This is a genomic window from Clostridium sp. CTA-17 (assembly GCF_054767895.1).
The window spans coordinates 132,894-146,680 of record NZ_BAAABF010000002.1 but is presented as its reverse complement, the minus strand read 5'-3'; the positions used below and the strand labels follow the sequence as shown (position 1 = coordinate 146,680).

Genomic DNA, 13,787 nt, shown 5'->3' with positions numbered 1-13,787 from the left:
TTTTTTAAATACAAATTAACAGTTTATTATAAATTCTTCATTTCAAATTATTTAAAATAAATAATCTTTACAAAATAAAAGAGCTGTATCAAAATTAAGATATTTTGATACAGTTCTTAAAATTTAATTAGTCAAATTTAAGACCACTTAAAAGATCAGCAAAAGGATTATTTACATCTTCATTTGCTTCCTTCTTCATCTTTTGCATTATTCTATTTACTTCTCTTTTATTTGTTTTGTTATTTTTCTCAAATCTCTTCTTAAATTGAGATTCTTTTTCTCTAAAGTTACAATTTGCTCCTGGGCAAACATATATTTTACCTTCTCCATGTCCCCTAAGCTCTAGCTTTTTCTTACACTCAGGACATCTAGCATTAGTTATTCTAGATATATTCTCTCTATATCCACACTCTCTATCTTGGCAAACATTCATTGTTCCATTTTTGCCTTTTACCTCAAGCATATACTTACCACACTGAGGACATTTTTTCCCTGTTAAGTTATCATGATGAAATTTACTTTCTCCAAGCTTAACATCCTCAACTAAAGCAACGGTATAGTTTCTTATATCTTTTATAAATTTCTTAGAATCACCTTTTCCTTTACTTATTCTCTCTAACATCTCTTCCCAATTAGCTGTTAAAAGTGGTGACTTTAAATCCTTTGGTACTAAATCTATAAGTTGTTTTCCCTTAGAAGTTGGAATTATTTCCTTTCCTCTCTTTTCTATTACAAAGGAATTAAATAATTTTTCTATAATATCTGCTCTAGTTGCAACAGTACCTAATCCTCCAGTTTCTCCTAAAGTCTTTGCTGAAGATTTATCTACTGATATAAATTTTTGAGGATTTTCCATAGCAGATAATAAAGTTCCCTCATTAAATCTTGCTGGTGGTTTTGTTTCTCCTTTTTTAACATTAACCTTAAGAACTTTAAATTCATCTCCCTCTTTTAATTTAGGAAGTTCTTGTTCCTTTATATCCTCTTCTCCCTCATCATCAACTTCCCTATCATAAAGCTTCTTCCATCCTTTAGATTTAACTACTTTTCCCTTTGCAATCAATTTTTCTCCATTAACTTCACCAGTTAAAGTTGTTTGAATATATTCAAATGGAGGCATTAATACACTTAGAAATCTCTTAACTACAAGCTCATAAACTCTTCTCTCATCAGAACTTAAATTAGCTAGATTTCCTTTTTCCTCCGTTGGAATTATAGCATGGTGATCAGAAACCTTATTATCATCTACAAAACTTTTGTTTGCTTTTATAGGATTTTTTAATAAATCATTTGCTATAGTTCTAAATTCTCCTGTAGCTACAGCTTTTAATCTATCTGGAATAGTAGAAACTATGTCCTTTGAAATATATCTTGAATCTGTTCTTGGATATGTAAGAAGTTTGTGGTTTTCATATAACCTTTGCATTATATTAAGGGTCTGTTTTGCTGAATATCCAAAAATTTTATTACAATCTCTTTGAAGCTCAGTTAAATCATATAGTTGAGGAGAAAATTTCTTTTTATTACTTTCATTTATATTAATTATTTTTCCTATTTTCTTCTCATTTAAATTGGCAACAACTTTTTCTTTGAAATCATTTTTAAATATTCTTGAATTATTATCCTTATTTATCCATGTGAAATTACATTTATCTGTTTCTATTAAAATAGTACTATACTCTTTTGGTTTAAAGTTTTTAATATCCTCTTCTCTTTGAACTATCATTGCTAAGGTAGGTGATTGAACCCTTCCAGCTGAAAGCTGAGCATTATATTTACATGTTAAGGCCCTAGTAACATTTAAACCAACTAACCAGTCAGCCTCTGCTCTACACTGAGCAGCCTTATATAAGTTATTGTAATTTTCTCCTGGTTTAAGATTTTTAAATCCATCTAAGATAGCTTTATCTGTTTGAGAGGATATCCAAAGTCTCTTTATAGGCTTTTTAACATGTGCTTTTTCTATTATCCAACGCGCTACAAGTTCTCCTTCTCTTCCAGCATCTGTAGCTATTATTATTTCATCTATATCTTTTCTTTCCATTTGCTTTTTAACTTCATAAAATTGCTTAGTTGCTTTTTTAATGACCTTAAGTTTCATATGCTTAGGAAGCATTGGAAGAGTTTCCATAGACCATGTCTTAAGCTTGTTATCATAATCTTCTGGAGATTGTAATTCTACTAAATGACCTAAAGCCCAAGTTATTACATAATCCTTTCCTTCAATATAACTTCCTTTATTATTATTGCATTTTAAAACCTTGGCAATTTCTCTACCTACACTAGGTTTTTCTGCTAATACTAATTTCTTCAATAAAATCATCCTTTCATGATACTACATATACGCAATATCTCTAATAATATACTACCTTAAATATATTTACTTAACAAATAATCCTATATTTTTATTAGGCCCATTTCTTTAGCTCATCATAAATATCTAATTTTAAGTTCTTTAGTTTAATCCAATCAAGTTTCTTTTGGGAATAAAATCTTAGCTTAAAATTACCAAGCTTTTTTCTTATTTGAAGGGGATTTGATGTTACTCTTATTTCTTCCATGCTAGATCTTTTTATAAAAATTTGTCTTCTATTAAGAGATTTATAGCTAACATAATATAAATCCTTTCCAAAACCTATTTTAGTATTTTTATATAGCAAAGTTCTATCAATAATGACTACAGGCACGCTTATTACAAGTAACCATATCTCACCAGTTAACAAAAAAAATCCTATGCTAGAATATAAAGCAACTTGTATTGGAATTGTAAAAAATCTTCTAAGATCTTTCTTTTCTGGCCTGTACACTTTACCATCAAATATAAACTCTGGAATAAGATTTTTTAATATATCTCTATATCCTTTCTCATTGCATAAAGGAAATATAAGTTCATCTTCCTTAATACTATTTCCATATCCAACTACACAGCATTTTATAGTATAAAACTTAAATATTTGATTTATAATATTTTGCTCTATTTTTACTGCATGTATGCTTTCCATTGGAATTGAATAACTTCTTCTTGTTATTAAGCCATACTCAACTTTTAAATAATTATTATTCCTATATATTGTAAACTTATAATACTTAGATAATATTGCTAAGACAGAAAATATCAATATTATTAATAATAAAATACTAAATAAAAAAAGTGCTGATAAAAATATTGCTAATATTGTATTTCTAGATATTACATTTTCCTCAATAACATTCTTGAAAAAACTGATTAACTCTTGATTCAATCCCTTGTATATCTTGCTCATAAAGTGTATGCTTGAATATAAAACCCCTATTCCTAATAATATATTGTTTCTAAGCATTGAAAGTAAAATCAAATGAATAGCTGATATGTTATAAACTAAGGTTTGATTTATTTCTCTTTCATCATGTATTAAATTTCTCATCCTATAACTTAGGTTTCCATAAAGTGATTCTAAATCTTTCTTTTTTAATACCATTATTATTTCTGCATTTTTCTTTGAAGACGGATATACACTATCAATCTTTATCCTTCTAATCTTAAAAATTCTATAAATTATATTTCTTTCAAGCTCTATTAGGGATATACTCCTTAATGGAATTACCATTTCCTCCTTAAGTATAGCCCCTTCCCTATATATTAAAAAATTTTCTTCAATTAAAATACTAGTATTAAACCATTTCACTATAGAGAAAGTTAAAATTAACACTACAGAAATAGACGTTGTTTCCACAATATAATCATTGAACTTCAAAGCTAAAAATATTATTACTGGCCAAGTATTTTTCATCAACTTAAAAAAGGTTATAAAAATTTTACACCAATGATTTTTTTTATAAAAACTCATTTTTCACCCCTAAACTCTCTCCTGAACTATATAATTGAAAAATTCTACCTGCTCCTTATTAATTGCTGGAATCCCAACTTTCCCTCCTGCAGTATAAATATTTATACTCTTTATCCTTAAAATCATATCTATTGGATTTTCACATATATTTATGTATTTTATATTATCTCTTTTTATACATATATATCTTTTAAATAACACTCCATATCTAATTTCAATAAAATCGCTAAATATAAAATAAGACCATTTGAAGTATTTAATTATTGGGCATATTATTACTGATATAATGAATATAACTATAATTGATGAATGTAAAATCCATAAATTATTATTTATAACTTCATTTAATTGATTAAAGCTACTAAAGATTTTTAATTTATAAAACCCAAACATTAAAACCAAATATAAAAGTGAAAAAATTAAAAATCTAAGAATAATAGATTTAATAATAAATAATTTACTTAATTTATATTTCATTCACTCCTCCTTTAACAAAAAAAACCTATAAGAAAAACATTCTTATAGGCTACCCTCCTCATACTAAAACTTTCCCTAGTATTAAATATTTTACCACATTATAATACTTATTTAAATCATTATATATTCCCATATTTTCAAAGTTACTTTACCCTATATTTATTTAAATTAATTTCCTTTTTAAGTTCAGGTAAAATAAAATTTATCAACTCTTCTTGGTTATTCTTTTCCACAAGACTTTTTACTTCTTCATAATTATCAAGAATTATTTCTATTATTGACTTTATCCAATTTACCACTTTCTTTTCAGAGATAACTGTACAATCATAAGAAATGATTAAATTTAATTTTTCATAAAAAAATTCAACCCTATTTATCTCCTTCATTGTCATTATTGCTTCTTTAATTATCTCTTCATATTCACTGTTATTTCTTAATCCTCTTAAGATTAAATCATTCTTTAACGTAACTTTTCCCCTTTTACTATCTACTACCTTTATATTTGAAGCCATTCTTATTGCACATCTTTTTAAATCAAGCATACTTTTCTCCCTAAATAATATTTCTTATCTAAAGCTTATGATTAATCCCAATTGAAAATTCCATCCTCAAAATAATACAAAAATAAAAAAAGAAATTACCAAGATAACTTATAAATAAAACTTACAAACTTATTAGTAAGATTAAATCTTCTCATCGTTTGTAAGTTTTATTAAATTTCCTCTAGATATTCTCTCTTTTTTAAATTAGTTATTTGCTTTTCTCTTGTCTTATAGGTAGGGTAATTATAAAAGTACTTCCTTTATTAAGTTCACTTTCTACTCTTATTGTTCCATGGTGAAGTTCTATTATGCTTTTTACCAATGTTAAACCTATACCACTACTTCTATATTGTTTTTTGGATATGCTATCAGCTTGTACAAATCTATCAAATATAATCTTTTGTTGCTCCTTGGATATTCCAACTCCAGTATCCTTTATAGCAATTTCTACAGTTTCATTTTCACACTCTCTTATGAAAACTTCAATTGTACCATGTCCATGAGTATATTTTATAGCATTAGATAAAAGATTAATAACGCATCTTTCAATCTCATTTTTATCACATTCTACATCTAATTCTTCTATTTCAGGATCTATTATAATATCTAAATTATTTTCTTCAATATAAGATTTTAAACTTAAAGCTGTATCTTCAACTAAAGAAACTATGTCCTGCTTTTCTATATTCAACTTATATGCACCTGATTCTATTTTTGATGAATCTATTATATCATTTATTATCTTAAGTAAATGATCAGCATTATTCTTAAGAGTATTAGTATAATCTTCTACTTGATATTTTCCTAAGCATTCCTCTTTATTCTTTAATTTTATTAATTGTACAATAGCTAATATAACATTTAATGGAGTTCTAAGCTCATGTGAAAGATTTACAAAATAATCATTTTTGAATTTTTGTCTTTTTATCATCTCATCCTTTAGATCTGCTGCTTCTTTATAAAGCTTTTCTTTTTCTATGTAAAGTTTTTCTTTTTCCTTAGCCTCTTTTTTAAGTTGATCAGCTCTTTTTTTAACAGTCCTCTCCAAGGCAGTTACATAACTCCACATTAAGAAAATAACTATTATTGCACTTGAAAAATATATTAAATAAGCCGTTGGTGTACGCCATGGTGGTGGCGCAATCTTCAAGTCTAAGGTAGTCACTGGAGTTAAGTCTCCATGATTATCTCTAGCTCTAATTAAAATCTTATATGTTCCAGAATCTAAAGTTGCATAATTTGCATTATTTCTTTTATTAGCAAAGGTCCATTCTTCGTCAACACCTTCTAACTTATATTCATAAGTAGTCTTTGTTGTGTTTAAATAATCTGGCAAAAAGAAATCAATAGATATGTTATTTTCATTATATTTTAAACTAAGAGTTCCCCCATAGTATGGATAAGTTTTATTATTAACCTTAATTTTATCTATTACTACTTTGCTCTTATTTCTATTGTCTGATAATTTCAAAACGTCCTTAGGATAAAATGCAGTTACTCCATTTATCCCACCAAAAAACATTTCTCCATCTTTGCTTTTAAAATAAGACCTACCATTGAATTCATTACTTTGTAATCCATCCATGGCAGTATAATTTATAAATTTATTTGCTTTTTGATCAAATCTAGATAGACCATCATTTGTACTTATCCAAAGGTTATCTTCTTCATCTATAAGTATTCCATATATAAAATTATTAGCTAATCCATTTACAACAGTATAGTTAGTAAATTTATCAGTTTTAGGATCAAGTTTACTTAATCCTGCTTCAGTCCCAATCCAAATATTCCCCTTTGAGTCCTTTGCTAAGCAACGTACTCCATTGTTTATAAGACTATTACTATCAAAACTATTATTTAAATAACTTTTTAGTACGCCCTTATTCTTATCAAACTTTACTACACCACCATCAATACCGATAGTAATCCATAAAAATCCCTCTTCATCTTCTGAAATACTTGTTACAGCATTCTCAACTATACCTACAGCCTTAAAAACATTAGAATAATCAGTGAAAGTTCCTGTTTTATCATCATAGGATTGCAATCCACCTCTTGCTCCTATCCATAATAATCCATCCTTGTCCACAAAAACATTTCTAGCATCCATTTTATTTCGTTCTTTCATATTATCTGGATACTTTAATCTTTTAACATTTCCAGTTTTTTTATTTATTTTATTAACTCCACCTTGAGTTGCAACCCACAGATTATCTTTGTCAGCTTCACATATTTGCCAAACTACATTACTACTTAAGGTATTTTCATCATTACTATTGCTATAAAAATTTGTAACTTCACCAGTGGTAGTATTTAATTTATTCAACCCTGCTGAGTTAGTCCCAAGCCATAAGATTCCATCAGAATCTTCATAAATTCCACTCATGCTATTATCACTAATTGTATTTTCCTTATCAGGCTCTCTTCTATAATGCTTAAAAGGCTGTTTAGGATTTAATAAACTTATTCCATTATAAGTACCAAACCAAAGTAACCCACTTCTATCTTCATATGCAGTTAATACATTATCATTAACTAAACTTGTATCATCATAATATTTACTTTCAAAAATATGCATTTTTTTGTTTTCTTTATTATATTCTAATAATCCCTTTTGAGTTGATATCCATAAATTATTATAGGTATCTTCATAGATAGAATTTATACTATCTGGAGCTATTTTAAAAGACTCTAATTCTTTATCTAAATAAGTAATATCTTTATAATTGCTTGATACTAACATAATATGATTATTTGTTACTACCCATATATTATCATCTCTGTCTCTATAAATATTAGAAATTGATGAATTCTCATTATCTAATAAATCATTTATTGATTGAATTTCTCTAGTCTTTGTATTAATTATACTTAACCCTTCACTTGTTCCAACCCATACATTCCCATATTTATCCTCACATAAAGAAGTAACTACATTGCTTTTTAACCCCTTTGGTTCTGTATCTTTAAAAATTTGGTGCATATTTCCCGTTTTAGGATTATAAATGTTTAACCCTTTTCTAGTAGCTATCCAAATTGTTCCATTACTATGTTTTAATATATCCCATATATTGTTATTCGATAGCTTACTCTTTCCTTCTTCATCCTCAAACATTCTACTTACTTCATTTGTTACTACATTTATTTTACTTATACCTTTACTAGTTCCAACAAGAATATTATCATTGTCATATTCTATTAGAGCTGATATAAAGCTTGAATTAATGCTCTTTTTATCATTTACTAATTCTCTAAAAACAACAAACTCATGTCCATTGTATTTATTTAATCCATCTGATGTTCCAAACCACATATACCCCTTATTATCTTGAATTATCCTATTTACAGAGGATTGGGATAGTCCGTCCTTTAATGTTAAATTGTTGAATCTTACTTCTGATTCTCCTAAAGCAAAAACATTTTTACCTTGAATTAATATTAGTATTAAGGAGAGAAAAGCATATCTTATAACTATTTTTTTTATATTCAATTTTATTACCTCTCTAAAACTAAAATAACAATTTAATTTTCTCAAAAAACAAGAATATTGTCAAACAATGTCACATCAAATTTAATATTTTATCCTAGTGATATTCACATCCCTCAAAAAGTTTTCCATATTATATAATATTAATATCTCATCAAAATTCGTATTTTTAACATACTCACTTATCTTCTCTGAAAAGCTTCTCAAATCAACCACATGAATTTCCTGAAAATTTTGACTTAAAAATGGAATCATAGAATTAGCAAAGGAATCTTTAAATATCAATAATCTTTTTTCCTCTTTTATATTTTTATTTTCTATAATACTAAGTCCATTATTTCCTCTAATAAATACTGAGTACTTGTCCCTAGTATTTAACTTATCATAATCATATAAACTTTCAAAAATTTCTCCCTGTATATTCAGAGTAATATTATCTATATCATAATAAGTTAAAATATCACTTTCTGCATTGAAAAGTTTAGCCTTTGAAAAATAGGTTCCATAAAATCCCACAACTTCATTCTTTTTTAAGCTATTTAATTCAATAGGTTTTTCTCCTAAATTTTCAATATAAGTTTTATATGCTAAATATGCCCCATAACTTGTCCAATGGTGATCAGTTTTATAATATATATATTCCTCTTTATTTTTCTTAAATAAGCTCACTAAATCTATATTTCTATCTTTAGAATTTGCCCTATAAACTTCATTTATAAGATTCTCTTGATTTAAAAGGTTTATTCCCCATGGAATATATTCCTCATAAATAGTATATGAGTTTGGAACTATCATAGTAGTAACCTTGCCCTCATATATATCAATAAATTTATTTATGGAATCTATGTTATTTTTAAACCTCTCCTTATCATAAGAAATATTCTTTTCAAACATATAATTTTCTTTTCCATAAATTATATTGTTATTTTCTAGCTTTCCTAAAGTGTACTCACTTATAGATTTTAAGTTTATCCACTGATTTCTAAAAATAAAATTATCATTTATATACTCTTCATATTTATCTCTGTATTTTCCCTCTACAAAAGAACTTATTGAAAATATAGGTTTCCTTGCAAGGCTCCTATTTTCCAATTCTGAAAAACTATTATTTTTCTTTACAATATCCGAAAAGGTTATAATCATTATAAAAGAAAAAAACATATAAACAATTGGATGCTTTTTCATAAAATATTTCCTTTCTAAAATCTAAAATAAAGAAATGGATTATAAGTGGAATCTACTAAATATGCTACGGATAATGTAAACATAATCATTAATACTAAGCATTCTAAAGCTTTATTTTTCTTTATAAATCTCTCATAAATATTGTTTATTAACTTTGTAGATCCTAAAATAGCTATTATCATAACTAAAAAATAATTTCTTAAATAATAAATAAAATCCCAAGAAAATTCCATTTGAAATAAATACTTTATGCTAAGTAAATCCTCAAAGGAAAAAAGTGCCCACCCAAAAACTATACAAACTATTGCATATATGTGAGAAAAGATCTTATATTTATTTAAATAATTCATTAAAAAAACTTTTTCTATAACAATAAGAAAGAAAAAATATAATCCCCATATTATAAAATTATATTTTGCTCCATGCCAAAAGCCAGTTAAAAACCATACAACAAAAAGATTTAATATTGTCCTATTTTCCCCTAATCTATTTCCTCCCATAGGAATATAAACATATTCCTTAAACCAAGCTCCAAGGGTAATATGCCACCTTCTCCAAAACTCAGTAATACTTCTTGATATATATGGGAAATTAAAATTTTCAGGGAAATCAAACCCAAGCATCTTTCCAAGTCCTATGGCCATAGAAGAATATCCACTAAAATCAAAATAAATCTGAAAAGAAAATGCTATTACACCAAGCCATAATAAAGGAGTTGATACGTAATTTATTCCAAGTTCTTGAATCTCATTCCATAGAAGACCTATATTATTAGCTATTAAAACCTTCTTGCCCATTCCTATTATAAATTCAGTAATCCCCTCTTCAACTTGATTAACTTTAATTTTCCTATTTTTAAGTTCATTTTTTATGTCTGAATATTTTACTATGGGACCTGCTATAAGCTGTGGAAAAAGACATACATAAGCTCCAAAGTTTATTATATTTCTTTCAGCCTTTATCTTTCCTCTATATACATCAATGGTATATGACATAGTCTGAAAAGTATAAAAACTTATACCTAGAGGTAAAGTTAAATATATTAGTGATAAAGAAGTCCCAAAGACTAAATTTATATTTTCAATAAAGAAATTCAAATATTTAAATAATATGAGCATACCTAAATTAAATATAAGTGAGCAAAATAAAAGTACCTTAGTGATTATTTTTTTCCCTCTATATTTTTCAATAAAAATACTTATTGAATAATCTACTCCTATGGATAAAAGCATTATAATAAAATACTTTGGTTCTCCCCATGAATAAAATACTAAACTTAATATTAATAGAGATAAATTTTTAAATTTTTTTGGAGTTAGGTAGTATATTATAAACATTATTGGTAAAAATCTAAATATAAACATAATACTGCTAAATACCATTTTAAATATCCTCAAAATTCAATTTTATATTTCCAAGAGACTTTTGTAGTCTCTTTTTTATTGACTCCGTTTTATATGAATCTTAACCTTTAATTCTTCCTTCAGACCTTACTTAACTTAAAAGTAATATTAAGTCGAATTAAATAGTGAACTTTTTCTTTTATTATGTTTATAAAAAAATAATAGCCCTAAAAGGCTTTTAATTAATAAAGCATCTTTTTACTACATTTAAATGTTTAATTCTAAGACACCAAGCTTAAAATTTAGACTTTCACTTAAACATAGCAAGTTTAAAAACCTTGGCTATTATTCTTTAATTAAATATAAATTAACTTTTATTTAAATGCCTCTTCATAAATCTTATTTGCTTCTTCTAATTGATCTTGTGGTAATATAAATAGTGAAACATAATTCCCCTTAACCTTAACCTCTGAAGACTCTGCAATCTCTTTTTCTTCTGGATAAAAAGCTTTTCCAATCTTATCTTCTAGAACCTTATCTAAAGACTCTTTTACTGATTCTACTTTTCCTTCCTTAGCCTTTGCAATAATAATTAAAGCATTTCCTGGTGATCTTCCAGTCTCAGAAATTCCATACTCCTCTACATCATCTAAATTTAAATGATAAAGTTCCTTAGTCATTTGATCATCTACAGGCATAGGCATTACAACCATACCAGCATCTACAAGTTTATTTGTCATATCTGAAGCACTCATAGACATTTTTATATCACTTTGTTCAACCTTTGTTCCATTATTATCTTTAGCTCCACAAGAAGTTAATGTAGCCCCTATCATAGCTGCTGCTAAAACACTTATTAAAAACTTTTTCATCCCTATATTCACTCCCTAACATACATATTTATTATGCTAACGCTATTATATCCTATAACCTAATCCCCTCCAATAATTTTAGAATATTGTTAATCCTTTAGTAACTTTTAAAGCTTATTTTTTATAATTAAATAACTTTCTTCTAAAATTATCTTAATTAAAATCCAATTAATAATAGATAAAAACTACTATTTAAATAAAAAAGCACCAAAAGAACTGAATTCTTTGATGCCTTAAAATATATATTTAATTATCTTTTTTTATATACCTTTTTAGGTAAATTACTTTTCTTTTTACTATTGTTTTTATTTGAAGGAACCTTTTTTACCTCTGTTTCATGTATCTTTCCTTCATATAGATAAACTCTAGGAATTTTTATTTTTAATTGTCTTTCACATTTTACTATTATTTTTTCTTCTTTATAATCTGCTAAAGAGTATGCAAAGCCTTTTTCTCCAGCTCTTCCTACACGTCCTACCCTATGTAAATAGTTTTGAGAATTCATAGGAATATCTAAGTTAACTATATGTGTAGCTCCTTTAATATCTAATCCTCTAGCTGATACATCTGAGGTTATTAAAACCTTGGCTTTTCCACTTCTAAAATCTTGAAGTGCCTTCTTTCTCTCCATTTTATTATCACTTCCATGAAGAGAAACTGCTTCTATTTTATTATACTTTAACTTTTGAATTACATTATGTACATTATAGCTATTATTTATAAAAACTATTATTTTTTTCTCATTACCTATAGCATGTATAAGCTTTCTTAAAAAGTCTATTTTATCTCTTAATTCTACTTGAAAATATCCATGTTCTATATTTTCATTAACCTTGTTTGCAGCTTTAGCTTGAATAAGCTCACTTGTTCCTATTAATTCATCTGCAGTTTCTAAAGCTTTTTCATTCATTGTAGCTGAGAATATAAGTTTTTGGGTATCCCTTGGACAAGATTTAACAACACTTTTTACATCTTTTATATTTATAAAATCTAATAGTTTATCACCTTCATCAATAACTATTGTCTTTATGGTATTAGTGGTTATTTTTTTCTTATTTATAAGCTCTAAAATTCTTCCTGTAGTTCCAACAAGTATATGAGGCTTATTTTTTAGCTTTTCAATTTGTCTCTTTATATTTCCGCTTCCAACTAAAGTTGTTGAAGTTATCTTCTTTCCAAGACCTCTTTTAAGATCATTTAAAACATTATTTATCTGAACTCCTAATTCATGAGTTGGTGAAAGCACAATAGCTTGCATCTCATTTTTTGAATCATCAATCTTTTCTATTATAGGAAGTAAATATGCTAAAGTTTTTCCTGTTCCTGTTTCAGCTTTTCCTATTACATTTTTACCATTTAAAATTTCAGGTATAGCTTTTTCCTGAATATCTGTTGGCTCCTCTATTCCTAATCCTACTAAAGATTTTGCAACCTCTTCACTTAATCCTAACTTTAAAAATTTATCCATTAGCATCCCATCCTTCTTTAACTCTAAAGTTTAATCTTATTGTTTTTTAATATATTCTCGCAAAGAGTTTCAAAATGAGAAGTATCTACGCCTTCCTTCTTTAACTTAGAAAGTCTTAAATTTATTCTTTCTAAAGTTGCCTTACCTTCTCTTTTATCTCTTTTTTTGATACATGTATTAAAATAATCAACTAAATAATCTATCTTTATTACTTCATTAGCTAAGTCTTCCCTATCATCGTTTATAAGTTCTATCAATAAAGAATATACCTTAGGAGAAGTTGAATTTCTATGCATTTTTAAGAAATCATTATTTCTACTAGTTATCTTTGCCATAATTCTTTTCCTTTCTAAATAAATTATGATTTAACATAAATTATTGACATAACATCCTTTAATATATCATAAGTAAAAAGAAAAAAACAGAAGAAACTATATGAAAATCAACTTTAAATAAAACTTATTAATATATTTTACTAATTACTAGTTAAATATATAAGCTTTATTATTAAAGATTCAGTATAGTTTCTTCTTAAAACAATAATATTCTCTATTCTACTATTCTATAAAGTTTAGCTTTAATTTAA

General features: G+C 26.4%; 10 protein-coding genes. All 10 read right to left on the bottom strand.

Going from position 1 to position 13,787, the window contains the following annotated elements; all coding sequences use genetic code 11:
- Positions 1–127 precede the first annotated feature (127 nt).
- The 10 genes from ACYUCG_RS04955 to ACYUCG_RS04910 all read right to left on the bottom strand — a co-directional run bounded on the left by ACYUCG_RS04955 (position 128) and on the right by ACYUCG_RS04910 (position 13,536).
- A complete protein-coding gene (locus ACYUCG_RS04955; protein WP_415318821.1) occupies positions 128–2,314 on the bottom strand; it encodes a DNA topoisomerase III in 2,187 nt (728 codons plus the stop codon).
- A gap of 94 nt (positions 2,315–2,408) precedes the next feature.
- Positions 2,409–3,827 (bottom strand): PH domain-containing protein, encoded by a 1,419-nt coding sequence (locus ACYUCG_RS04950; RefSeq protein ID WP_240298444.1) that lies wholly within the window; start codon positions 3,825–3,827, stop codon positions 2,409–2,411.
- A 9-nt stretch (positions 3,828–3,836) separates the two neighbouring features.
- On the bottom strand, positions 3,837–4,304 hold the full coding sequence (locus ACYUCG_RS04945; protein ID WP_060796035.1) for a PH domain-containing protein: 468 nt from the start codon (positions 4,302–4,304) through the stop codon (positions 3,837–3,839).
- 143 nt (positions 4,305–4,447) lie between these two features.
- The gene (locus ACYUCG_RS04940) at positions 4,448–4,846 is read right to left on the bottom strand and encodes a hypothetical protein (protein WP_139933580.1); all 399 of its coding nucleotides are present in this window, start codon (positions 4,844–4,846) and stop codon (positions 4,448–4,450) included.
- A 208-nt stretch (positions 4,847–5,054) separates the two neighbouring features.
- Positions 5,055–8,336 carry a ligand-binding sensor domain-containing protein gene (locus tag ACYUCG_RS04935; RefSeq protein ID WP_283682960.1) on the bottom strand — a complete coding sequence of 1,094 codons (3,282 nt, stop codon included), beginning with the start codon at positions 8,334–8,336 and terminating at the stop codon, positions 5,055–5,057.
- Between the two features lie 81 nt (positions 8,337–8,417).
- Positions 8,418–9,518, bottom strand: a complete 1,101-nt coding sequence (locus ACYUCG_RS04930) for a DHHW family protein (protein ID WP_060796032.1) — start codon at positions 9,516–9,518, stop codon at positions 8,418–8,420.
- A gap of 14 nt (positions 9,519–9,532) precedes the next feature.
- Positions 9,533–10,900 (bottom strand): MBOAT family O-acyltransferase, encoded by a 1,368-nt coding sequence (locus ACYUCG_RS04925; RefSeq protein ID WP_460268228.1) that lies wholly within the window; start codon positions 10,898–10,900, stop codon positions 9,533–9,535.
- Positions 10,901–11,235: 335 nt separating this feature from the next.
- Complete coding sequence (locus ACYUCG_RS04920) at positions 11,236–11,733, bottom strand: DUF4358 domain-containing protein (protein ID WP_060796030.1); 498 nt, start codon at positions 11,731–11,733, stop codon at positions 11,236–11,238.
- A gap of 250 nt (positions 11,734–11,983) precedes the next feature.
- Positions 11,984–13,201, bottom strand: coding sequence for a DEAD/DEAH box helicase (locus ACYUCG_RS04915; protein WP_333961411.1), 1,218 nt, complete (start codon positions 13,199–13,201; stop codon positions 11,984–11,986).
- 23 nt (positions 13,202–13,224) lie between these two features.
- A complete protein-coding gene (locus ACYUCG_RS04910) occupies positions 13,225–13,536 on the bottom strand; it encodes a hypothetical protein (protein ID WP_460268227.1) in 312 nt (103 codons plus the stop codon).
- Positions 13,537–13,787: the final 251 nt, after the last annotated feature.